At 69.4% G+C, this 21,327-nt stretch carries 21 protein-coding genes and 1 pseudogene; 10 read left to right on the top strand and 12 right to left on the bottom strand.

Annotation, left to right across the window (positions count from 1 at the left end; all coding sequences use genetic code 11):
* Positions 1-87: 87 nt before the first annotated feature.
* Complete coding sequence (locus H516_RS0104915) at positions 88-1,455, top strand: coiled-coil domain-containing protein (protein ID WP_022888606.1); 1,368 nt, start codon at positions 88-90, stop codon at positions 1,453-1,455.
* A 312-nt stretch (positions 1,456-1,767) separates the two neighbouring features.
* Here the strand turns inward: H516_RS0104915 and H516_RS0104910 are convergent, their stop codons facing one another.
* Together H516_RS0104910 and H516_RS0104905 are read right to left on the bottom strand one after the other, a co-directional pair.
* Positions 1,768-2,373, bottom strand: a complete 606-nt coding sequence (locus tag H516_RS0104910) for a flavin reductase family protein (protein WP_022888605.1) — start codon at positions 2,371-2,373, stop codon at positions 1,768-1,770.
* A gap of 174 nt (positions 2,374-2,547) precedes the next feature.
* Positions 2,548-2,730, bottom strand: a complete 183-nt coding sequence (locus H516_RS0104905; protein ID WP_022888604.1) for a hypothetical protein — start codon at positions 2,728-2,730, stop codon at positions 2,548-2,550.
* A gap of 98 nt (positions 2,731-2,828) precedes the next feature.
* Between H516_RS0104905 and H516_RS22660 the strand changes: the two are divergent.
* Positions 2,829-2,984, top strand: a pseudogene (locus tag H516_RS22660) (FAD-binding protein); the annotation flags it as partial.
* A gap of 42 nt (positions 2,985-3,026) precedes the next feature.
* Here the strand turns inward: H516_RS22660 and H516_RS22655 are convergent.
* The 3 genes from H516_RS22655 to H516_RS0104890 are packed head-to-tail and all read right to left on the bottom strand — an operon-like array spanning position 3,027 to position 5,936.
* Positions 3,027-4,037 (bottom strand): nuclease-related domain-containing protein, encoded by a 1,011-nt coding sequence (locus H516_RS22655; protein WP_245561728.1) that lies wholly within the window; start codon positions 4,035-4,037, stop codon positions 3,027-3,029.
* Between the two features lie 59 nt (positions 4,038-4,096).
* On the bottom strand, positions 4,097-4,924 hold the full coding sequence (locus H516_RS18395; RefSeq protein ID WP_022888602.1) for a nucleotidyl transferase AbiEii/AbiGii toxin family protein: 828 nt from the start codon (positions 4,922-4,924) through the stop codon (positions 4,097-4,099).
* The gene (locus H516_RS0104890) at positions 4,902-5,936 is read right to left on the bottom strand and encodes a type IV toxin-antitoxin system AbiEi family antitoxin (RefSeq protein ID WP_022888601.1); all 1,035 of its coding nucleotides are present in this window, start codon (positions 5,934-5,936) and stop codon (positions 4,902-4,904) included. Before H516_RS0104890 ends, H516_RS18395 begins: the two co-directional genes overlap by 23 nt.
* 192 nt (positions 5,937-6,128) lie before the next feature.
* On the opposite strand from H516_RS0104890, the gene H516_RS0104885 reads away from it, so the two are divergent.
* The gene (locus tag H516_RS0104885) at positions 6,129-7,430 is read left to right on the top strand and encodes an FAD-binding oxidoreductase (protein ID WP_022888600.1); all 1,302 of its coding nucleotides are present in this window, start codon (positions 6,129-6,131) and stop codon (positions 7,428-7,430) included.
* Positions 7,431-7,467: 37 nt separating this feature from the next.
* On the opposite strand, the gene H516_RS0104880 is transcribed toward H516_RS0104885, so the two are convergent.
* Entirely contained in the window at positions 7,468-8,727 is a 1,260-nt protein-coding gene (locus H516_RS0104880) for an ATP-binding protein (protein ID WP_022888599.1), read from the bottom strand.
* Between the two features lie 472 nt (positions 8,728-9,199).
* Here H516_RS0104880 and H516_RS0104875 point away from each other — a divergent pair, with 472 nt between their 5' ends.
* Positions 9,200-9,700 carry a hypothetical protein gene (locus tag H516_RS0104875; protein WP_022888598.1) on the top strand — a complete coding sequence of 167 codons (501 nt, stop codon included), beginning with the start codon at positions 9,200-9,202 and terminating at the stop codon, positions 9,698-9,700.
* A 27-nt stretch (positions 9,701-9,727) separates the two neighbouring features.
* Here the strand turns inward: H516_RS0104875 and H516_RS18390 are convergent, their stop codons facing one another.
* The 4 genes from H516_RS18390 to H516_RS18385 all read right to left on the bottom strand — a co-directional run bounded on the left by H516_RS18390 (position 9,728) and on the right by H516_RS18385 (position 14,657).
* The gene (locus H516_RS18390; RefSeq protein ID WP_022888597.1) at positions 9,728-11,254 is read right to left on the bottom strand and encodes a plasmid pRiA4b ORF-3 family protein; all 1,527 of its coding nucleotides are present in this window, start codon (positions 11,252-11,254) and stop codon (positions 9,728-9,730) included.
* Positions 11,255-11,284: 30 nt separating this feature from the next.
* The gene (locus tag H516_RS0104865; protein WP_157432148.1) at positions 11,285-13,252 is read right to left on the bottom strand and encodes a hypothetical protein; all 1,968 of its coding nucleotides are present in this window, start codon (positions 13,250-13,252) and stop codon (positions 11,285-11,287) included.
* Between the two features lie 196 nt (positions 13,253-13,448).
* The gene (locus tag H516_RS0104860) at positions 13,449-13,751 is read right to left on the bottom strand and encodes a DUF1876 domain-containing protein (RefSeq protein ID WP_245561726.1); all 303 of its coding nucleotides are present in this window, start codon (positions 13,749-13,751) and stop codon (positions 13,449-13,451) included.
* A 108-nt stretch (positions 13,752-13,859) separates the two neighbouring features.
* Positions 13,860-14,657: an alpha/beta fold hydrolase gene (locus tag H516_RS18385; RefSeq protein WP_022888594.1), complete on the bottom strand. Its 798-nt coding sequence runs from the start codon at positions 14,655-14,657 to the stop codon at positions 13,860-13,862.
* A 106-nt stretch (positions 14,658-14,763) separates the two neighbouring features.
* On the opposite strand from H516_RS18385, the gene H516_RS0104850 reads away from it, so the two are divergent.
* Complete coding sequence (locus H516_RS0104850) at positions 14,764-15,570, top strand: hypothetical protein (RefSeq protein ID WP_022888593.1); 807 nt, start codon at positions 14,764-14,766, stop codon at positions 15,568-15,570.
* 17 nt (positions 15,571-15,587) lie between these two features.
* Positions 15,588-16,028: a DUF5684 domain-containing protein gene (locus H516_RS21175; protein ID WP_157432147.1), complete on the top strand. Its 441-nt coding sequence runs from the start codon at positions 15,588-15,590 to the stop codon at positions 16,026-16,028.
* Positions 16,029-16,048: 20 nt separating this feature from the next.
* Here the strand turns inward: H516_RS21175 and H516_RS18375 are convergent, their stop codons facing one another.
* Positions 16,049-16,468, bottom strand: coding sequence for a nitroreductase/quinone reductase family protein (locus tag H516_RS18375; RefSeq protein WP_022888591.1), 420 nt, complete (start codon positions 16,466-16,468; stop codon positions 16,049-16,051).
* A gap of 91 nt (positions 16,469-16,559) precedes the next feature.
* Between H516_RS18375 and H516_RS0104830 the strand changes: the two genes are divergently transcribed.
* Together H516_RS0104830 and H516_RS0104825 are read left to right on the top strand one after the other, a co-directional pair.
* Positions 16,560-18,428, top strand: a complete 1,869-nt coding sequence (locus H516_RS0104830) for a hypothetical protein (RefSeq protein WP_022888590.1) — start codon at positions 16,560-16,562, stop codon at positions 18,426-18,428.
* A 156-nt stretch (positions 18,429-18,584) separates the two neighbouring features.
* Positions 18,585-18,941 carry a hypothetical protein gene (locus H516_RS0104825; protein ID WP_022888589.1) on the top strand — a complete coding sequence of 119 codons (357 nt, stop codon included), beginning with the start codon at positions 18,585-18,587 and terminating at the stop codon, positions 18,939-18,941.
* Positions 18,942-19,037: 96 nt separating this feature from the next.
* Here H516_RS0104825 and H516_RS0104820 read toward each other — a convergent pair whose 3' ends face one another.
* Complete coding sequence (locus H516_RS0104820; protein ID WP_022888588.1) at positions 19,038-20,147, bottom strand: epoxide hydrolase family protein; 1,110 nt, start codon at positions 20,145-20,147, stop codon at positions 19,038-19,040.
* Between the two features lie 378 nt (positions 20,148-20,525).
* On the opposite strand from H516_RS0104820, the gene H516_RS0104815 reads away from it, so the two are divergent.
* Together H516_RS0104815 and H516_RS0104810 are read left to right on the top strand one after the other, a co-directional pair.
* Complete coding sequence (locus H516_RS0104815; protein ID WP_022888587.1) at positions 20,526-20,738, top strand: hypothetical protein; 213 nt, start codon at positions 20,526-20,528, stop codon at positions 20,736-20,738.
* A 113-nt stretch (positions 20,739-20,851) separates the two neighbouring features.
* The gene (locus tag H516_RS0104810) at positions 20,852-21,217 is read left to right on the top strand and encodes a hypothetical protein (RefSeq protein WP_022888586.1); all 366 of its coding nucleotides are present in this window, start codon (positions 20,852-20,854) and stop codon (positions 21,215-21,217) included.
* Positions 21,218-21,327 lie beyond the last annotated feature (110 nt).

The raw sequence follows: 21,327 nt of genomic DNA, 5'->3' as shown, positions 1-21,327 counted from the left end.
GGCATCCCCTCGACAGAGGTGTGGTCATGTGGTCGTGTGGTCGCCGCCCGCACAGCCGCCTCCAAGCCGCGCCCGTAAGATCAACGCATGGCCGGATTCTGGGGCAAGCGAAAGCGCGACGAGCAGGAGCTCCAAGCTCAAGACGCCGATCTGGCGAAGCGCGCAGGCACCGCCCTGGTCGCCGCCGACGAGCGCCTGCGCGTCACGGCAGACGAGCTCGCCTTCGCCGAGGCCGAACTCGGGCACGAAGCGACCGCCGAACTGAGCCAGGCGCTCGCCGCGGTGCGCGAGCACCTCGGCGAGGCGTTCCGGCTGAATCAGCTGAACTACGACGAGATCCCCGACTCCGTCGAAGAACTGCGCATGCGCAATGCCCGCATCGTGCAGCTGTGCGAGTGGGCCGAAGATCTGCTCGACGAGCGCACCGCGGCGCTGGCCGACAAGATCGCCCGTGCGCGGCGGGCTCCCGAGATCATCGCCGGGGTGCGAGCGGATGCCGCGCGCCTTCGTGACCGCATCTCGCACACTCGCGACACCATCGGGCGGCTCGCCGCCCGTTACTCGCGTGAGGCGCTCGCCCAGGTCGAGGCCAACCCGGCCGAGGCCGAGCAGCTGCTCGGCTTCGCCGAGCACGGCGCCGTCGTGGCCGAACGCCGCCGCGAGGCCGGCCAGCGCGAGCAGGCCAACCTCGCGCTCGAGGCGGCGACCGAGTCGGCGCGCCGCGCGGCGGCCCTGCTCGACGCGGTGGAGTCGTTCGAGATCGAGGCGCTGCGCGCCGAAGCCACCCTCGCGGCGATCGTCGAAGACTCGCGCGCCGACCTCGTGATCGCCCTGAAGGAGCCCGCGACAACCGGCGTCACCGCCGCGATCGCGACCCTGCAGGGCGCGCTCGCCGCACTGCCCGGGGCGGGCGTCAACACCGACCCGTTCAGTCAGCTGAACCGCCTGCGCGAGGCGAACGCCGGTTTGGATGCCGCGATCGCGGCAGCGCGCGAACGAGCGGCCCGCCCGATTCCCCCGCTCGAGCACGTGCACAACGCGATCGACGACGCCGACCGGCAGCTCGCCATCGCCCGAGATGTCATCGCCGGCCACCGAGGCTGGATCGGCGCCGACGCGCGCACCCGGCTGGTCGAGTCCGAACGCATCCGCGTCGACCTCGATCAATTCCTCGGTGCGCCCGCCGCGGCCGTCACCGTCATCGGCGACGATCACCGCGAACAGGCGATGCTCATGGCGCGTCGCGTCGCCCAGCTCGCGGCCGCGGCGCTGCAACTCGCGCAGCGCGACATCGATGCTTCACGCCCGCAGGGCGGGCCGGGCCAGTGGGGTGGGCAGGGCCAGTGGGGCGACCCCGGCTGGGGCGGCGGCCGGCGCGGCGGTGGCGGCGACCTCATGGGCGGCATCCTCGGCGGCCTCGTCATCGGCAGCGTGCTCGACGGCATCTTCGACTGACGTGCCGTCGGTCGAGTAGCGACGAAGGAGCGTATCGAGACCGTGGTTCGCGGCCCGCCGTGACGAACCCGGCAGCGCCGTAGCGGGGTCTGCGCGCCGATCGTAAGATCACCGCATGGCCGGGTTCCGGGTCAGGCGCCGACGTGCGCGGCCACCTGAGCACCGCGTTCCTCTTGAACCGGCTTCGATCGGATGCCTCGCCGCCCGCTATGCGCGCGAGGCACTCATCACGGTCGAGGCCGACGCTGCAGAGGCCGAGCAACTCCTCGCGTTCGCGGAGCACAGCCTGCGCGTGGCCGAGCGACGTGTCGCTCACCTGTGCATGGCGGTAGGAGTATCGGAGCGGTAGGAGTGGCCCAACTGTCCGCTGAGCCCGAAGTAGTGGCGGAAGTTGTAGATCAGGGGGCTCCATGTCACCGGGTCGATGTGGTTCGTGCCGGGGGCCACGATTTCGGCTGCGGCGTGAACCATGCTCACGGCGACTTCGATGATCACGAACCCGCCCGCGGCCCCCGGGGTGAGGCTGACAGCGGTGCCTTCCAACTGCAGCGGGCATTGCGCCACCCGTGGCGGAGTGACCGTTGCTGACGGCATCGACGTCAAGCCGGCAGCAGCGAACTTGTCTGCCTCGAATCGCATCCCCTTGGGCTTGGACGCCGGCACCGGAGAACGGCCGGTCAGCGGTGCGAGCCGTTCGACCTGCTCCCACATCCCCGGTGAAGGCACGTTCACGACGAGCTCGGGCCGCTCGCGGAGATTCGCAACAGTCTGTCCGTCGGAGCCGAGTCCGAGCACGAGCGTGTGGCCAAGCGCCCACGCTGATGAGATCGGGGCGAGGTTGGGCGTCCTGTCCGAGTTCATGGTCGTGATCAATACGACCGGTGTTCCGAAGTAGAGGATGCTCGGCTCGATTGCCATGAACCCGCGGGTATCGGTTGCTGCGCAGGTGTGGAGCGAAGGAGTCACCGAACGACGATACGGGCCAACCATTTCGGTCCGCACCGAACTATCGACGCGAGGGCGCGCCGGGTGCGGACATGGCAGGTTGAGGAGCGACGAAGGAGCGTCTCGATACCCACCCGAGCCGGCGGCTCAGTCCCCGTCGCCCCCATCACCGAGGTCGCCCGCCTCGACCGCCGACGGTTCCCAATCCTCGACCACCGAGGCGGTCGTTCCGCCGAGCGAATCTCCGGCCCGCAGGCTTGCCGCCTCGAGCGCCCGCTGAATCGCGAGGTCGGTCTCAGACGCCGGGTCGACGTGCTCATCGAATGACATGGTGCCCTCCCTGCGGCCCACCGTAGCCGTCGATCGGCCGCTCGACCAGCCCTCTGCACGAGCGCCGGTACATCGTCGCCTGTTCGATCGCCGAGGCGATGCGTTTCGCGCGGGCGAACGACCTCGAGATCGGTGTGCGATGCGGCGGGCACAGCATCGTCGGCCACGCCGTGCCCGATGGCGGGCTGATGATGGACCTGCGGCCGATGGGTTCGGTCGAGGTGGATGCCTCGGGTCGACGAGCTCGGGTGAAATGCGCTGTTCCGCCATGGGCGCGACCTGCGCGTTGGGGGCCCTCAGCGCTGGAGTTGTCGTTGTTGTGCGTGACGTGCGCGATTCATCGGAAACAAGCTCTGCCATTCGGCGTCGAAGCTTCCAGTGCCAATCACGTCGGCGCCGAGCGACGAAAAGAGCGTCGCCAACTGCCGCATGTCATCGCGCGGCAGCCCGGAGCGGCTTGATGAGCGAAGGCCAGCGATCACCGTCTGGAGTTCGCGCTCGTTCGAGACGACGTGCGTGAAGGTCGAAGCGGCGGTGTCACGTCGCTTTGCATGCACCTGGGCGAGGGGGTGCGAGTAATAGACGCACGTGTTGAAGAAGGGGCGCAGCCCGAGTCGGGTCTCGACCAGTTCACGAAGCCGCTTCGCCTGGAGACGGACCTGTCCGGCGGGTGCTTTGCTCTTCTGGTGGACACGCACCTTGATCGGTCCCGTGCTCGACGGGACGAGTTGAATCGCGAACGGCGATTCGAGCTGGTCCGCGTGATCTTCGCGCGACCGATCAACGAGGAGTCCGTACGAGCGGTGGATCTCGCGCGGGCGAACGCCGTCGAAGATGACCCCGTCCCAGTTCTTGCTCTCGATAATGAGGCAACCCCATTCGGTGAGGAGCACGTGGTCGATCTGGGCGGTGAAGAACTCGTCGTCCAGATCGACAGGCATGAAGACGACGTTCGTCGCGAGCACCGCATCGATCGATGACGCGTCGCACATGCGGACGATCGTCTCCCTGGAACTCGCCTCGTGACGGATCCCGCGCGATGCAAACGACCGGAGGCGCTCAGCCCGAACCCGCGACTCCTCGGCATCTTCTTCGCTGCGGCGCAGCTCGAAGGCGTGCGCGTCGCTCGCGGCGTGCAGGGAAGCGGCATGCGCCGTACGAAGCTCGCTCTCTCGCGCCGCGCGCGCTGCCTCGACGCTTGCGAGCCGTTCGGACCAGCGTGCCGTCGAGCGTCGGTGCGCGACCACGAGCGCAACCGTACTCGCGAGCAGCACGCCGGCAACGATCCAAAGCACTGCTTCCCCCATTTGCATTCGACGAGTAGAACACGTGCCGCCGACACGATGAGAGTGCGCTGACGCCAGCGTCAGCTGTCGTCGCTGAGCCCGGTGGCGAACGCGCGCGTCAGCTCCTCGCGCACGGCGAGACCCCCGACGCGACTGCCGAGCTGCCGAGCAAACATCGAGAGATCGCTTGCATCGAATGCCTCAGCGAGCTCGTCACCTCTGCCTGATGAAAGTTGACGTCGAATATCGCGACCGAGCAGGTGGGCGGTCGACAAGCGCTGGTCGAACTCGTATTGCTCCGTGAGGTGCATGTCGAGCGCGTCATCGAAGAGGCGGTCGGTGATGTTCGGCGAGCTCTCGTACCAGCGCAGCGCGACTGCCGGGTCCGCGGCGTCTTTGTACTCGTGGTCGATCGACCGATCAACCCAAGCCCGCGTCTTCAGTACGCCGTATCCGGGAGGCGAGGGGATGCGGATCTCATGTCCCTGGCCCGGCAGACGGATTCTCATCGCTCGCGCGAACACGTCCTCGAATCCGAACACGACGAGGCTCTCGCCGCGAGAGGCAGGGTTCGTGATCCCGTCAGGGCGCTCGATCGCAGCGCCGAAGGGCATGACATCGACGGGAAGCCCAGCGATGCGAAATCGAATTCCATTGTTCCCGAGCCGTGGAAATGCGTGATCGATTCGCTCGAAGGCCTCCCAGCTGTCGAGGGCCAGTCCGATATCGAGGTCCTCGGTTGCTCGAGTTGGTTCGGGCGCACCGAGTGCCGAGTGGATCGCGTCGCGGCAGCGGGCACCCACGAGCATGACCGAGGCCGGGTCGATCGCCGCGTGCGTCACGAGTGAGTCGACGACGTCGGCGACATCGTCGAGCAATCGCGGGTCAGTTCGCGCGAAGTCGAGCATGTTCGGACCGGTATTGCGCAGCGGCTTCCCGTTGCCGCGAATCTCCGCTGGCCATGAGATCGGCGTACACCAACAATGGCGGAGCGATACGCAAGCCTGAGATTCGTGCCTCGCCTAGCGCTTCAGCCGGATCGGTCCAGAAGCGCTTGCGTACGAAGATGTTCGGCTCGTTGGTGCGAGTGGTCCACCGACCTGCCATGGCTGCTTCGCGGGGAAGTGTGCCGTTCTCCGTGTAGATCGTGAACGTTTCGGGTTGACGGATCCATCGTGCGGCCGCCTCGCCGCTGAGGTCGACGGCGTCACTACTCGTTTCGAGCGCGGTTCGGCTGAGCTCGCCTTCGGCCAGCTTGGTGCGCGCGGGCGCACCCAGGCCGGTCGGGTACGCCGCGACCCAGGCGTCGATCATGGCATCGACCTGCTGAAGGCGTCGGTCTGTTCTCTTGGTGCCCGTCGCCACGATGAACGAAGCCTGCTCCATGAGTTGGAGCGTGGTTTGTGCTGCTCCGATGGAGACACCCGATACCGCCGCGAGGTCCTTGAGCACGGCGTTGACGAGGTCCGGCCACGAGATCAGCGCGAACATGACCTGCGCGCGTTTCGTGCTGAAGAGGTTCGTGCCGGTTGGCGTCAGCGCATACTTCGAGGAGTCGATCTCGCCGGTGCGGCCTCGGACGTCGATGAGCACGCTGTCGAACCGTACGTAGGCATTGCCGTTGGCGTCGAGGAAGTTCATGCCGAGGTCTCGGAGTCGTTCGGCTGTTCGGGTGCTCACGCGCGGAGCCACGATGAAGAGCTTGCCACCCGGCACGTGGTGTAGGAGGAGCGTCGAAGTGCGAACGTTGTCGGCGTAGATCACGTCGTAGGTCGCATGCGCGTCGCCGACTTTCAGAGTGACGTTCGGAACAACTTCGTCGGCACTGTCGAAAGCGTCGACGAGTCGCTCGAAGTCCTGAACGCGGATTCCGTAGTCGTTCGCGTGATCGACGATCTTGCGGATGATGTCGATGTCCACAACGATCCTCTTTTCAGTCGTCGTGTGGTTCTTGGAATAATAGAAACACACAAGTACTGGAAATAGGGGAGGCTGCGCAGAACTGACGAGGTTGTCTGCACGGGCTGACTGCACCCTTCGTCGTCGGGCTCGCTCTTGACGCCAGCGCCCGTCCGCGGCATCCTCAGGCGCGGAGCGAACGGGGGAGATCGCATGAAGACGCTCGAACCAGGTGACGACGGCTACGACGACGCGCGGCGCGTCTGGAACGCGATGATCGACCGCAGACCCCGGTACATCGCCGCCTGCTCGAGTGCTGAGGACGTCGCCGAGGCGATCGGCTTCGCGCGGGCGAACGACCTCGAGATCGGCGTGCGCTGCGGCGGGCACAGCATCGTCGGCCACGCGGTGCCCGACGGCGGGCTGATGATCGACCTGCGACCGATGGGTTCGGTCGAGGTGGATGCCTCGGCTCGCCGCGCTCGTGTGCAGGGCGGTGCGCTGCTCGGCGCACTCGACCGTGCGGCGCAGGCCCACGGCCTCGCCACGACCGCGGGCAACGTGTCGCACACCGGAGTCGGCGGGCTGGCGCTCGGCGGCGGCATGGGCTGGCTCGCCCGGCAGCACGGACTCACCTGCGACAACGTCGTCTCGTTCGAGATCGTGACCGCCGAAGGCGAGATCTTGCGGGTCGACCGCGACCATCACCCCGAGCTGTTCTGGGCGCTGCGCGGAGGCGGGGGCAACTTCGGCGTCGTGACCGAGTTCGAGCTCGTGCTGCACCCCGAGCCGGGCGACGTGCTCTCGGTCGAGTACCTCTACCCCGTGGCATCCGGCGCCGCGGCGATGCGTCGCTGGCGCGACGAGAGCACGCGAGCCGACCGCCGCGCGACCTACAACGCGACCATCTCCGACGGAACGCTGTCGCTCGGCTTCGTCTGGGTCGGCGACCCGGTCGACGGTGAGGCCGCGGCGGCCGCGCTCGCGACGAGTCTCGCCGACGTCGACGCCGCCTTCGAACGGGTGATCGCGCCGATGACGTACCTCGAGCTGCAGACCCGCGAAGACGACATCGAGGCGCATGCGTGGCGCCGGTACTGGAAGGGGCACTACTTCAGCGAGCTCGGCGACGCCGTCATCGACACGGTGCTCGCCCGTGACGGCGACGACGTGCCGAACGTGAGCCTGCAGCAGTATGGCGGGGCGATCGCCGACGTCGCTCCGGGTGAGACGGCGTTCTCGCGGCGCAACACGGCGTTCGAGTTCGTGTGCGCGTCGAAGTGGGTTGACCCTGCCGACGATGAGGCGCGGGTTGCGGAGGCTCGGCAGTACGCCGGGACGATGGAGCCGTTCGCAAGCGGTGCGTACGTGAACGCGCTCAGCGACGAAGGATCGGTGGGCGTGCGACGCGCGTACGCGCCCGAGCACCTCGCGCGGCTGACCGCGGTGAAGGGCGCGTATGATCCGGTGAACGTGTTCCACCTGAACCAGAACATCGTGCCTTCAGTGGGTTGAGGAGGAGCGAAGCGACGTCTCGAAACCCGCCCACGTACTACTCGGTCGACTGCCAGAGTTTGTCGACCGGCATGACATGAAGCCGGTCTTCGAAGGTGTACGAGCGCTCGCCGAGATAGAGGGTGACCCCCGCGGTGAACGTGTCGCCGAGTCGATCTCGGAGCCTGCGGAGCGCACTGAAGTCGCCGCCGCTCACCCTGGTACTCGCTTTCACCTCGATCGCGACAACGGTGCCGTTTCGTCGCTCGGCGATGAAGTCGACTTCGTCGCCGTCGTAGGTGCGCCAGTGGCCGACTCCGGCCACGTCTTCGGTCCACGACGCTTGTCGAGCGAGTTCTCCGACGACGAATGTCTCGAGCAGGTGCCCGAACTCGGTCAGGGCCGCAGGGTCGCGACGAGCGAGTCGTTCTTCGCTCAGACGCAGGAGATGCGCTGCGATGCCCGAGTCGACGATGTGGAGCTTCGGCTTGTTTCCGGAACGGGCTGTGAGCGTGGTGCCCCAGGCTTCGAGGCGTTGCGTCAGGAACACCGCCTCGAGGATGCGCGTGTAGCTCTCGACCGTCGCGGGGGCGAGATCGATCGATTCGCCGATCTCGGCGAGGTTGAGCAGCTGAGCAGTTCGCGCGGCGAGCAAGGTGAGAAGTTTCGGGAGGGCAGCCGCCTGTCGCAGCTTCGCGAGTTCACGCGCATCGCGCTCGAGCGTAAGCCGAAGATAGTCGTCGAACCAGCGCGCCCGCGCCCGCGCCGTCTCACGCTCGATCGCAAGGGGAAAGCCGCCCCGAATGATCCGACGGATGTACTCATCGCGAGGCGTCGTCGACCGCTCGGTGGAGATGAGCGACCGGGCATCACGATGCAGGAGGTCGAGGAAGTTGTTCGTCACACCATCGATCTCGGCCTGAGTGAATGGGCGCACTGCTACGCGGCTGAGCCGGCCGGTGAGGGACTGTGCAGCTTGCGGCAACGTTTCGTACCGCGTCGAGCCGGCAATGACGAACCTGCCCGGAGTCGTCGATCGGTTGAGCTCGGCCTTGATGGCATCGAGTACGAGCGGGACCTTCTGGTACTCGTCGATGCAGATCGGGGGTGCGCCCGAAACGAACAATGCGGGGTCGGCGGCGACGGCGTCGCGTGTGGCGAGGTCGTCGAGATCGAAGACGGAGGCGCCCGTCGCTTCCGCGATGTGACGCAGGAGGGTGGACTTGCCGACGCTGCGTGGGCCCTCGAGCAGGAGAACCGGCTCGTCGAGCATGAGCTCGGCGATGAGTGCCGAAACGCGCCGTTCAACGGGATGCATGTCGGCAAGCCTACGCCAAATGGAGATTTTCGAGGCTGTCTATTGACGATTTTCGAGGCCATCTATTGAGGATTTTCGAGGCGCTCTATCGACGATCTTCGAGGGAGCCCGGCCGCACGCCAGCAAGCCTGGCGCTGGAACCAAGTTCCGGCGCCTGAGCCAAGTACGAACTCGGCTCTGGCGACAGAACGTGGGTACGACTTGGCCTTCGCGGCGGCCTGCGCGTTCCAGTCGGGAGCGACGTGGTCGACCGCGAACGCGACTCACAGATCGCCCGGACCTAACTACGGGGGCGGCCCACCGCCGTCATCTGTTGCCGGAATGGAGGAGACGGTGACGGGCCTCGAGACGCTTCGCTCCTCGACCCGCGAACAGGGGCCGCCGGCCCGCCTGTCGGCGCTCTGTGCAGCGTTCCACTACCGTGGCTCGAATGGGGGAGACCTGGGGAAGCGTCGCGGAATGGATTGCCGCCGTGGCAGCGATCGGTGCGCTCGTCGCCGCCGTCGCGGCAGGAGTCAACGCCGGCAAGCTGTTCGGAATCGAATCCGGCCGCGACACGGTGAGCCGCAATTCGCGCGAGCAATCCCAGGCGGAGGCGGTCTCCGTCTGGATCGCCGCGTGCATCGGTGACCGAGCACCAGGCTCATATGGCGTCGTGATCAAGAACGCGTCGACGAACGTCGTCTACGACGTCGAGGTCGCGGTGCTCGGGGCGGGCGGTGCCGAGTTGCCGACGATCACCCTGACCGTCCTGCCCCCGGGCTCGTACTACTTGGCGGAGTCGGCCAGCTCCTACGGCTGGGAGTTCGCGTCCGAAGTCTCGAACTTCGACGCCGAGATCAGGCCCGTTGCGAAGTCCAAAGACCGACGGGTGATGGTGCTTCGATTCCGCGACGCAGCGAACCTCCGCTGGGAGCGATTGAAGAACGGGCCGCTCCAGCAACTCGAACGGGTCGAGGCGCCGATCGGCTGACGGCGGTGCGGTATTCGCCCAGTCGGATCAACACGCCGCAACCTGCTCAGCCCGCACCCCGAGCACCGCCTCCGCGAATAGCCGCCCGCCGCGGTTCGGCGCCCCGTTCCCGCCGATCCGCGGGCGTGCGGGGTCGTCGTCGAAGCATCCGAGTGCACCGAACAGTCGCCACGTGTCACGCACCAGTTCGATGCCGTCGCGGCTGTCCAACGGCAACCCGTTGCGCAGGCCCCAGCCGAGCGCGTCGAGACCGGTCGCGACCGCGCGGCCGTACGCGGACAGATTTCCGGGAGTGCCGCACGCCACCTCGATCGCGGCCAGCAGCACGGCGTCGTGCGCTGATGCCGAGCCGGCGCGGTCGACGACGGCGCCAACGAGGTGCCGCCAGAGCGCGACCGGGTCGCGCTGCAGTCTCGTGCCGAGCGCGGTGCGCAGCAGGCGGCCCTTCGCGACGCGCACGAGCCCGAAGCGGCGTGCGGCCGCCCGCAGTTCGCGAATCGGCGTGGTGATGTCTTCACGGTTCGCCTTGCCGACCCAGTCCTCGATCCAGCCGAGCTCGGTCATGCCCTCGGTGACGGCGGCCGGCGGCATCCAGCCGGCCTGGGTGAGCGCCAAGCCGCGGTCGCCGATGCGCTCGCCCAGCCACAGGAACGGCCGCACCATGCGGGCCGCCTCCTGCTCGATCTCGGCCTCGAGCATCTGCGGCGCAACGACGTCGAGGGCGCCGGCCGTGCGCAGGCGTCGCAGCACCGGCGCCCGGTAGGCGGGAGGCATCCGTTGGAGAAGCGTCGCCAGCGGGACATCGGGCGAGACCGGGCGCGCGTCACCCGCAGCGGCACCCTCCTCGAACCGCGCCGCGAGGGCGCGGTCGACGGCGCCGTGGTCGAACGCCTCGGGGTCGAAGCCGTCGCCGAGACCGTACCGGTCGGTGCCGGCGTCGATGCCCGGGTCGCCGGGCCATGCCGTCTCGCGCACCCACTCCAGGGCGTCGCGATGGCCGGGCGCCGATTCGTCGGCGAGGCGCTCGCAGAGCTCGGCGTAGCCGTGCACCCCGCCCGAATCCTCGAGCGGCCCGCGACGCTCGCCCCGAACGAGTTCGACGCGCCGTCGCCACGGCGGCTGCGAGGCATCCGGCGCATCACTGCGCTCGCGTTCGATGAGGTCGATGCGATGCCACCAGTCGTCGCCGAAGTCGTACCAGTAGTAGAGGGGCGCGTTCATGAGATCGAAGACGGATGCCACGTCGGCGGCCGACTCGTCGAGCAGTTCTTCGTGGTGGTCGAGGTGCTCGGCGCCGTGCGCGGCCTCGTCGAGCTGCTCGGCGGGCAGCCAGCGGCGCTGCGGGCGGCCGATCGTCGGCAGTCGCCGTGCGGTCGGCCACGGCTCGCGCTCGCCGAACTCGTGCAGATGCACGTCGTGCCAGCCGAACGCGATCTGGATCGCGTCGTGCAACTCGTCGAGCGTCAGTCGCCCGTCGACGTCGAGGGTGCGCCAGATCTCGGGCTCGCTCTCGACGAGCGAGATGCGCAGGCGGAAGCGTTCGGTTGCGGTCACCGACCCATTCTCGTTGATCTGTCGTCGCCCTTACGCGGCCAGATCGTCGTGCAGACCGACCTGGGCAAGTTCGATCGCACCATCGGGGCAGACCCAGTAGTGCAGGCGCCGTGCCCCCGGAACCTCACGCTCGATCGCACAGCGCCAGGCCTTCGCGCCATCGCTGCGCTGACGTTGCGGAGCACCCGGCAATCCGTCGCGCAAGGGGTGCAGGTCTCGGCCCGGCAGATCTTTCGCCCGATCGGTCAGCACGTCGACGATCGCCTTCATCGCCTTGTCGAACTGCGCGGCATCGAGCTCGAGCAACGACTCGGCGAAGCGATCGCCGACGCGGTGCTCGCGGAGCGGATGATCAGTCTGCTCGTAGGGCTCGACACGGGCCGCCCACGCGGCGGAGATCTCGTGCGCGAGCCATGCCGTGCGACTCGCCCATCGCGCGGCGCGGTCGCGCGGCGACGTCGTCTGCACATCGCTTCGAGGTGACTTCGACCGGGCGCGCAGCAGCCGTGACGATTCGCGCCGGTCGCGTTCGAGATCGGCGACCCGGTGGCGCAACGAGCCGAGCTCCGCAAGGGCCTCACGGGCGCGCAATTCGTGGAACTCAGCCTGCGCGCGCAACCGCGCAAGATCGGAATCGCTCGACGCGCTTTCGTGCAGTCGACGCTCGAGCTCGGCCGCGCGGGCCCGTTCTGCGGCGAGGGCGAGCTGCGCCGACTGCAATGCGCTGCGGCCGCCGTGGCCCGCTGCCGGCGTCGGCGCAGCCTCAGCGGGGCCGCCTGCCACCCGGTGGGCTCCGGGCCCGGGTTTCGGTGCGGGGCTGGGGCCCGCGCCGGGCACCGGCCTGGGTGCGACCGCCACCTCGGGTGCGACCGCCACCTCGGGTGCGACCGCCACCTCGGGTGCGACCGCCACCTCGGGTGCGACCGCCGCCGGTGCGTGCCGTGCGACCGCGGCCCCAGCGGAGCGTTCGTCGGTCTCGTCGTCGCCGGCCGATTCGCACGACCGACCCTCGATGAGCCACGGGTCGCCGCCGTCGAGCAGCGCCACCGCCGGCGCGATGGGCTCGTCGTCATCGACGTCGTGCAGGCGAAGGTGCAGCCCGCCCGTCGAGAGGTGCACGACGCGCACGCGCACCACCTCACCCACGCTGAGCAGCAGGTCGACGCGGTCGAGCGGATTCGGCGAGACATCCTCGCGCGATACCCGCAGCCGCACCGCCGGGTGCAGCGCCAGCTCGCCCCGCTCCGCGGTGACCTCCGTGACGAGCGCGAGCGTGACGACGCCGTGCCCGAAACGTTCGGCGATCTCGGTGACCGAGGTGGTCGCGGCGTCGAGCAGCAGTCGCCGTGTCGACGGGTCGAGCCGGCCCGAGACCCGCTGGCCCGGCGCCAGAACCCAGTCGAGCGGAGTCGGCGAGAACGTGAGCTCTTGCGCGACCGTCGCCATGCCGTCGCCGTCGAGGTGCACGATCGCACGGCCCGCGGTGATGAACTGCACGGTACCGGATGCTTCGCGGCTGGCCACCCCCGCCTGGCTGAACAGGCCCGCCGCATGGGCCTGGCCGAGCGCGTCGGCGATGATCGCATCGGTCAGGCGTTCGCGCTGGTGGGGAAACCGCAGCGGCGACCGCCTCGCGTCGGCCGCGCCGTCGCCCGAAGCGGTGATCCCGGGCGGGTAGACGCGGGCGGCCCCGCCGTACACCTGGAGGAGCGCGGGCAGCAGGGCCTTCAGCTGCCAAGTGGGGTCGCCGGTCTCGATGACCACGATGTCGGCGATGTCGCCCGCCTCGTCGAGCACCCGGTCGACGTCGAGCGGGAGCTCGCCCGGACGGGTGCGATCGCCGAAGGTCGTCGACGCGACGACGATCGGGCGGGTGCGCGCGGGATCGCGCAGGCGCGTGGCGAGCTGCGTGATCTCACCCTCGGTGAGCGGGTGCTCCACCCGGCGAGCCGAGCCCGCAGGAGTTGCGGCGGTCGTGGCGGCGGCGGTGAGTGGCACGGGCTCCTCCGGGCGTCGTCGTCTGGTCTGGTGCGTCGAGCGTAGCCGGGCCTCCCGACGTGCTGACGGAGGCATCCCGCACGCGATCGGAGGTGGCCTTCAAGAAATCGGCGGCGGTGCAGAGTTGCGGTGCGCCTTTGCGGAGCGACGCCCCTGCCCGGGGTGCCGCCGAATCGAGTCGCCGAGCGAGTGTCGCCTACCGGTGCACGTGCGACGGCTCGCCGGTGATGCCCGAGATGTCCTTCTCCGTCGTGTGCCGAAGCCGCTCGGCCAGATCGCGCAGCGCTCGAGCCACGGCGAGTTCGTCACCGATTGCGGGCACGTTAGGGTCGAGCGGATTTCGGTCGGCCTTGCCCACGCCGGTCACTTCCCGGCCGGTGGGCGTGCGGATGTCGGCACGCGCCAACGTGGTGTTCTCTTCTTCGTCGATTTCGACGGTGACGCTCCACTGCTTCGTTGCGGGCATGGAACTCACCACCCTCCTGAGCAGGTTGTGCATCCAGCGTACCGACCCGACGCGCGAGCGGCGAGGGGTCGGGATGCGCTCCACAGGATCGGCGCCGTTGCGGAGTTGCGGCGCGTCGTCCCGAAGCGGAGCCGCTCGCGCTCACGCCCCGGTCGTCTCCCCGATCCAGTCGGCTGCGATGCGGTCGTAGATCTTCGCACCCTCGGTGCGCTCGGCGGCGGGGTTCTCGGGCCACGCAGCGAGCGCGTGCGCGACACCGTCGATGTAGCGCACCTCGCCGATGCCGAGTCGCTCGAACTCGCGAGTCGACTCGATGAACGCCGGCTCGTCGTCGGCCCCCTCGATGACGAGGAGGTGACCGTGGGCGAGCTCGGGCGCCCTGGCGACGAAGTCCATGCGCGCGGCCACCCCATCGGCTGCGGGGTGCCACGAATACGGCGTCGGCAGAAACCCGGCCGTCGCGTCGATCATCGGACGCAACCGCAGCATCGGATTCAGCAGCACGCACCCGGCGATGGCGTGCGACTCCCGGTGGGTCGCGTACACCTCGGCAGCGACGGATGCCCCGGCAGAACCGCCGAGCACGGCGAGCGCCGCGTCGGCCGAGGCGCCGAGCGTGCCGCGCAGCTCGGCGAGGGCCGCCGGAAACTCGGCGAGCGCCTGTTCGTGCATCGGGCCGAAGTACTCGGTCACCATGTCGATGCCGCTCATGAGCAGCGCCTCGAAGTCGGGGTGCAGCGCCCGCTCGCCGCTGAGCGGCAGGCCGAGGTACACCACGTGCCGGTCGAGCCCGTCGAGCGGCAGCGCAGCGGCGAGCGCCGCGGGCGTCGACGGCGGATCGAGCAAGTGCCAGCCGACGACGATCGGCGCCTCGGGGCGGGTCGCGGCGCGAGCCGTGTAAGGCACGCCGGTAGAGGTGGTTCCGTGCATCCAGTCCATGGCCGCGAGGCTAGCGCGTGCGGGCAGGCGCGGCCAGCGGGCGACCCGGCGGGGCACTACGATCGATGCGCAGCGCGACGACGCGCACCCACCCGACGGAGACCCAGTGACACTCGACCCGAGCCCGGCGCCGCAGCCCGCCGCGCCGCAGCCGCAGGCGCCCCAGCCGCAGGCGCCCGCCCCGCAGCATCCCGCCCGCCCGAGAGGGCTCGCCGGCGCGCTCACCGCCGCGATCATCGTCTCGGCCCTGCCGATCATCGGGCTGCCGCTGTTCTTCGTCTGGTCGTTCGCCGTGATCTTCGACCAGGTGTCGACCGACAGCTCCGCGCCCTCGGTCGTGGCCGCAGAGGCAGAGGCCGAGCAGGAGGAGGCGCGGTCGAACAGCACCCTCGTCGCCGACATCCCCATCGACCTGCCGTGGGACGCGCGCCTTGGCGGCGACGCCTACACCTGGCTGGTCGACTCGTTCCCCTCCGACCCCGAATGGGTGCTTGCGGGCGAGCCGAGCGAACCCGACGTCAACTTCACGAACGTCGCGTACGAGAACGTCGAGACCGGATGCAACGTCTGGTTCGCGAACGGCCCGCTCTCAGGTCTCGATGTCACCCACGGCGACCGGGTCGCGAGCGTCGCGCTCGTGCAGTACGCACTCGAGCGCGAGTTCGCCGATGGCGAGGTGATCGACGGCTCCATCGCGACCGTCAGCGCCGACGGCGCCCAGGCCGGTGTCACCGACGCGGTCGAGGTCGACCTCAGCGCCGACGGTTGGTCGGGGGTCGCCGTCGCGCGGGCATTCCCGAGCATCGGCGAGGGGGTCGTCTTCACGGTCGGCTGCCCCGGCGACGTGCAGCTCGACACCGCCCGAGCCCAGGTCGACGAGCTCCTCCAGCTCTCGCTCACCCCGACGCACTGATGAACGGAACGACCGACATGCTCCCCTTCGCTGTGCAAACCCCCGCCGCTGACGTCTTCGCCTGGTTCGTCCCGTTCCTCGCGATGTACGGCTTCCTGATGCTGTGCGCGGCTCTCGCCTACGTGCTCAACGGCATCTTCCTCTCGAAGATCTTCGTGAAGACCGGGGCCGAGGGCTGGCCCGCCTGGGTGCCGATCTACAACACCTGGCGTCTGCTCGAGATCGGCGGGCAGGCCGGCTGGCTCTCCCTCCTCGGCCTCGTGCCGGGCGGAGGCATCGTCACCCTGGTATTCGTCATCATCGCCGTCAACAACATCAACCAGGGCTTCGGCAAGACCACCGGCTGGACGATCCTGTACTTCTTCCTGCCCCTGATCTGGAGCGCGTACCTGGCCTACGGCCGCACCGAGCGCTGGCGTGCACCCGCGCCAGCCGATGCGTGGGCGCAGCCGGTCTGACCCAGCTCAGGTAGCGCCAGTCAGGATGCCTCGCCCTGCGGGCCCGGCGGCCGCTCGCGCAGCACGCGGAACTCGTGCCGCCGCAACAGCTGGAGCACCCATGAGGCCGGCACGCCGAAGGCCCGCAGGCCAGCTGCGGTCTCGATCGGCTCGACGCCCACGACCGTGAACTCGCGGCCCTGCCAGACGACCGTCGCCCGGTTCGCCGCGACGACGTTGCGGTACCAGTTCACCTCTGGGCCGTAGGTGAGTTCGGCGACGAAGCCCTCTGGCACCCGCGCGAGAATGAGGGGAGTCTCGAAGGAGCGCCCGCTCTTGCGCCCGGTGTGCCGGATGAGCGCGAACGGGCCGAGGCCGCGGCGGGCCATCCGGAGCGCGAGCGGGTTGAGGGTGTGCTTGATCAACCCGAGCCAGCCGCGCTTCACCCTTCCCATCGCCATGCTTCGTTTCTACCGATCCGGCGGGCAGGTGTGAAGCCCCAGGCTGTGGAGAGCGGCGATCGCGGGCTCGACGATCTCGTAACCTGTCCGCATGTCCGATCGCTCACCGTTCGATGATCCCGAGTTCCGCGCGCAGCTCGAACAGTTGGGGGTCCGCCACACTCCCGGGCTCGCAGCGCAGATGATGGACCAGCTCGCCCCACTGCTCGCGGCCGAGGGCGTCGACCTCGACAACCTCGACCTCGAGGCCACCGACCTCGATGCCGTGAACAAGGCGCTCGCCGCAGCGACCGAGCAGCACAACCTCATGCTCTTCACGCCGATCGGGGCGCCGCGCGAGTCGGCGTACGGCGTGCTTCGTGCCGTCAGTCGGGCACTCGCCGACGGCGACGCCGAACTCGCACACATCGCGCTCGCCGGGCTCGAACCCGAGCCGGGTGCTGACCGCGCATCCGTCGCGCACGTCACCGGTGTCGCGCTCGGCACCCTCGATCGATGGCACTCCGACCCGGCCCTTCGCGGCGCGATCAGCGCAGCCCGTGTGCCCAAGTGGCGCGACAAACGCTCGCGAGCGGCCGCCGTCGACGTGCTCGCGCTGGCGTCGAAGCGGCGTGCGTTCGACTCGCTGCACAGCCTCATCGTTCGTCACGGCGGGCTCGCACTGCTCGAGGGATCGGCACTCGCCGTCGCGGCCTCCGTCATGGCGCAGGCCGCGGTCGAGAGGCTCGTCGTCGATGATCTGATCGACGAGGTGCTCGCCGGCGAGTCGGGTTCGGCGACGCCGGCTCGGCGGCCGAGCCGACAGTCCGGGTTCGGAGCGTCGTTCGTGCGACCCGCCGGAGCATCGGCGAGCTCGTCGAATCGGCAGCAGCGCCGAGCCGCGGCATCCGGCGACCGGCGCACGCTTCGGGAGTTCCGCGCGTGGATCGAGCAGGACCCTGAGATCTCCGCGGCCGACGCCGCCGAAGACGCCGGGCTGTTCGAGGCGGTGCTCGGGCTGGCACGGAGCCGCGGACTCGACCTCAACGAGCCCGACGACATCGAGCCGCTCGTCGCGGTGCTCCTCGACCTCGGCGAGTCCGGTGACCCCGAGTCGGAGGGGGCCGGCGACGACGCGCTCGCCGTGCTGCACGACTTCGTGCACTTCAAGCTCGAAACCGATCACCGACCCGGCGACTGGGAGGCGGCGCACACGGCCGTCGAGGTCGCGACCGACGACGGCAGCTCGGCGATCGAGCTGCTGCGCGAGGTGATCGAGGAGGCCGATCTCGTCGGCTCAGACGAACGTCGGCGGGCGCTCGCCGCGCTGCCCATCGTCGGGGCGGTTCGCGAGCTGCTCAGCTGGATCGGCACGAGTCGTCCGATCACGTCGTCGGGCGGGCTGCGGCGAGCCGACATCGCACCGGTCGCCGCGATGATCGGTGTCACGGCGCAGGGCGTCGCGAAGCGACCCGTTGGCGGTGACGCTGTTGACGGCGTGGTCTACGCACAGTCGATGTACGACGTCGAGTCGCTCACGGCGTGGTGGGAGGCGCTGGTGACCGCCGACGTGATCGATCGGTCGGCGACCCGGGTGCGCCCCGGTCCCGAAGCGGCCGGCTGGCTCGCCGGCGGGATGCCTCGGCTCGACACCGCCGAGATGCTCGCCGGGTTGTTCGTGGCCGACCTGGTGAGCAGCCTTGCACCGTATGGTCCGGCGGTCGTCAGCGAGCTGTATCGGCGGCTCATGCAGGCACTCGTTCCCGACGAGGAGCTTTGGTCTCCGCCGGTCGCGGCCGGGCTCGACTTCTTCGCGGTGTCGCTCTCCGAACAGCGGATCGCTCGGCTCGCCGAAGCAGGACTGCTCGAGAATCCTGCCTCGGAAGGGCCGGTCGTTCATGAAGCGCTCCGCGGCACCGTCGCGCGGGGTCTCATCATGGCCATGTCCTATTTGGCCGCCGGTATCGTCGACGACGAGTGACCCGACTGATCGTGACCGGCGCGATGACCGCGAATCCGCCCGAATGTCGGACGGTGCCTCTAGTGTCGTGATCTTCGGCTCAGCCCGGAGTCACTTCAGGAGACGACCATGGGGTTCGACTCTTCTCGCACGGTTCCGTTGGCGGAGCACGCTCGCTTGTCGCCGACCGCCGCCGAGCTCGTCGCGACCGCCGCGCGGCTCGCGGCCACTCCGCGCCACCGCGCCGATGTCGCTCGGTTCATCGCCGATGTCGAAAGCCTCGAGCTGCGCCTCGCGATCATCGACGATCGGTTCGAGCGTTTCGCCTCGCGCCCCGACGAGGACTACCGGGTCTGGCGTCGCGACCTCGTCGGGCGGCTCCGCTCGCTCGCCGCGAAGGCCGGTGAACTCGAAGCAGCGGGTGCATTGGAGCCGCGCCACCGCGACCGCGTCGCGGCGCTGCTGCTGACACTGCGCCACCGTCTCGGTGCGGTCGATGCTCGTCGGTCGGCGCTGCGCCGGCGCCGTCGGTGAGGTCGTCGCTCCAGGCTGTGACCTGCCGGTCGGTCGTACCGGAGTCCGCTTGTCGACAGCTTTCACGACGAGCGCATCGATGTCGAGCCGGCCGCCTCAGACGAGCCCGGCGACGAACGCCCGCACGCGGGCTGCGAGGTCGTCGGGCACCTCGGCGGCGGCGAAGTGTCCGCCGGACTCGAGCCGGTCGAACTCGCGCAGGTCGAGGTAGTGCCGCCGCGCGAGCGACTCGGGGTAGCCGGCCTCGTGCCGCTGGATGAAGACCGCCGCAGGCACGCTCGTCGGCGGGATGGGCCCGTCGCTCTGGCCCTCGAAGTACGGCCGGAAGGAGGTCGCGACCGACTGGGTGACCCAGTAGATCATCGCCTCGGTGAGGATGCGCTCGCGCGAGATGCGGCGCTCGACGACGCGCGGGTCGCCCCGCGGGGTGTCGCTCCATCCGACGTACTTCTCGGCGATCCACGCGACGAGGCCCGCGGGGGAGTCGTTGAGTGCGGCCGCGAGCACATCGGGTCGGGTGGCCTGCACGTGGGCGTACCCGCCCTCTGGCCACTCGCGCTCGGCGAGCGAGGCGAAGAACTCCTGCTCGTCGGGATCGGTGAGGGCGGTGCGCTCGTCGGAACTCGGGAAGTGCGCGTGCGTCGCGACGATGCCCGCGACCTGCCCCGGATGATTCGCGGCGATGAGGTCGCTGACGTTGGCCGAGACATCTTCGCCGTAGGTGATGTAGCGCTCGTAGCCGAGCACCTCGGTCATGAGCGTGTGCATCGTCGCCGCCAGGCGCGCCTCGGAGAGTGGGCCGTCGGCGTACGGCGACGAGAACGCGAAGCCGGGCAGGCTCGCGACGACGACGTCGAAGTCGTGAAGCCGGTCAGCGAAGTCGAGCTGCAACGCGAAGGTGTGCGGCCAGCCGTGCATCACGAGGAGGGCCGGGGCGTCGGGCTGCGCCGACCGGAGGTGCGCGAAATGCACCGCGGCGCCGTCGATCGAGGCGATGAACTGCGGGTGCGAGTTGAGCCAGGCCTCGCGCGCCCGCCAGTCCCACGTCGCCCAAGACCCGACGAGCTCGCGCAGGTACGCCGCGCTCATGCCCGAAGTCGGGGTGCGCGGCGAATCGTCGAGGAGGCGTGTGCGGCGGAGGCGATCGTGCAGATCATCGAGGACGGCGTCGGAGACGTGGAGTTCGAATGGTTCGGGGACATTCATGCGCCGAAGCTACCGGCCGCCACCGACGCCGTGAGGTGCGACGGCCTGCCGGGTTCGCCACCGCGCTCGGCCGGGTGTTGTCGCGGCGGCGGCACCCGGTACTTCGGTACTTCGGTACTTCGGTACCGCTCGTGCGGGAGGAACGGTCGCCGCCCGGCCACCTGAGGTACCCGGGCGCCCGCGCCCGACGTGCGGCGCCCGGTACTTCGGTACTTCGGTACTTCGGTACCGCTCGTGCGTGAGTAACGGGTCGCCGCCCGGCCATCTGAGGTACCCGGGCCGGCGAAATAGGGCACTCGCCCGATCTGCCCGCCCCACCTCAGCGAGGAGCCTGAGCGGAGGCAGCCATCACGGCGCCGAACCGAAGGGAACCGGGACATGAACCTCGCAGTCGGCTACATCGCACAGACGCTCCAGACCGCCGACGAGCGCGAAGCCGCGATCGTGAACGAGCGCCGTCGCCGCGCCCTCGAACGTCGCCTCGACGAAGCCGAGCGCTCCGAACGGGTCGAGGGCGCCGAGCGCGCCGGCCGCGCCGGCCGCGCCGAACGCGCGGCGGGGCGCCGAGGCATCCTGCACCGCACCGCCTGAGCCCGACCGCCTGAGCCGACCTCGGGGCTCGACCACGTGAGCGAGCGCGCGCGGTAGGGTCGTCTCGCCGATTCCGGCGCGACCCGACCCGACCCGAACAGGACCCTTCCCCGATGACCCAGCTCATCCTCTCCGGCGACGACCAGCTGACCGTGCCGGTCGTCATCTCGATCGCCGAGGGCCTCGGCTACACGGCGACCACCCCGTCCGAGGGCAGTATCAAGCTCGAGCGGGGCAGCCTGCAGAAGACTCTGTGGCTCGGAGCGATGGCCGGCAAGGGCTTCCACATCTCGTTCACCTTCGCGATCGGCGTCGACCAGTACGGCAACACCTGGCTGCGTTTCGACGAGAAGGGCGGCCTCGGCGCGGTCAAGGGCGGCGCGATCGGGTACGCGAAGAGCAAGGCGGCGTTCGACGAGTTCATCGCGGCGGTCCGCGCGCAGACCAGCGAACGCGGCATCCTCATCGGCGAGCAGTAGACCGGACGAGATTGCACCATCCCCATTTCTCCATCGATGTGACAAACTCGACGGTGGAGCGCTTGCGCGCGCCGACGACGGTGGGAGGGAGCGGCGGATGACCGGTACGG

This window comes from Agromyces italicus DSM 16388, assembly GCF_000421545.1.
Taxonomy (GTDB): Bacteria; Actinomycetota; Actinomycetes; order Actinomycetales; family Microbacteriaceae; genus Agromyces; species Agromyces italicus.
Note: the sequence above shows the minus strand (reverse complement) of the source record. Positions and strands in the feature narration are given on the sequence as shown.

Excerpts from the sequence above, each read along its gene's own strand:
- H516_RS18375 (WP_022888591.1), bottom strand. The coding sequence starts at position 16,468 with ATGGCGATGGGAAGGGTGAAGCGCGGCTGGCTCGGGTTGATCAAGCAC.
- H516_RS0104915 (WP_022888606.1), top strand. The coding sequence starts at position 88 with ATGGCCGGATTCTGGGGCAAGCGAAAGCGCGACGAGCAGGAGCTCCAA.
- H516_RS18385 (WP_022888594.1), bottom strand. The coding sequence starts at position 14,657 with ATGGACTGGATGCACGGAACCACCTCTACCGGCGTGCCTTACACGGCT.
- H516_RS21175 (WP_157432147.1), top strand. The coding sequence starts at position 15,588 with ATGCTCCCCTTCGCTGTGCAAACCCCCGCCGCTGACGTCTTCGCCTGG.
- H516_RS0104830 (WP_022888590.1), top strand. The coding sequence starts at position 16,560 with ATGTCCGATCGCTCACCGTTCGATGATCCCGAGTTCCGCGCGCAGCTC.
- H516_RS0104820 (WP_022888588.1), bottom strand. The coding sequence starts at position 20,147 with ATGAATGTCCCCGAACCATTCGAACTCCACGTCTCCGACGCCGTCCTC.
- H516_RS0104885 (WP_022888600.1), top strand. The coding sequence starts at position 6,129 with ATGAAGACGCTCGAACCAGGTGACGACGGCTACGACGACGCGCGGCGC.
- H516_RS22655 (WP_245561728.1), bottom strand. The coding sequence starts at position 4,037 with ATGGGGGAAGCAGTGCTTTGGATCGTTGCCGGCGTGCTGCTCGCGAGT.
- H516_RS0104810 (WP_022888586.1), top strand. The coding sequence starts at position 20,852 with ATGACCCAGCTCATCCTCTCCGGCGACGACCAGCTGACCGTGCCGGTC.
- H516_RS0104815 (WP_022888587.1), top strand. The coding sequence starts at position 20,526 with ATGAACCTCGCAGTCGGCTACATCGCACAGACGCTCCAGACCGCCGAC.
- H516_RS0104880 (WP_022888599.1), bottom strand. The coding sequence starts at position 8,727 with ATGCATCCCGTTGAACGGCGCGTTTCGGCACTCATCGCCGAGCTCATG.
- H516_RS0104905 (WP_022888604.1), bottom strand. The coding sequence starts at position 2,730 with ATGTCATTCGATGAGCACGTCGACCCGGCGTCTGAGACCGACCTCGCG.
- H516_RS18395 (WP_022888602.1), bottom strand. The coding sequence starts at position 4,924 with ATGCTCGACTTCGCGCGAACTGACCCGCGATTGCTCGACGATGTCGCC.
- H516_RS0104860 (WP_245561726.1), bottom strand. The coding sequence starts at position 13,751 with ATGCACAACCTGCTCAGGAGGGTGGTGAGTTCCATGCCCGCAACGAAG.
- H516_RS0104910 (WP_022888605.1), bottom strand. The coding sequence starts at position 2,373 with ATGGCAATCGAGCCGAGCATCCTCTACTTCGGAACACCGGTCGTATTG.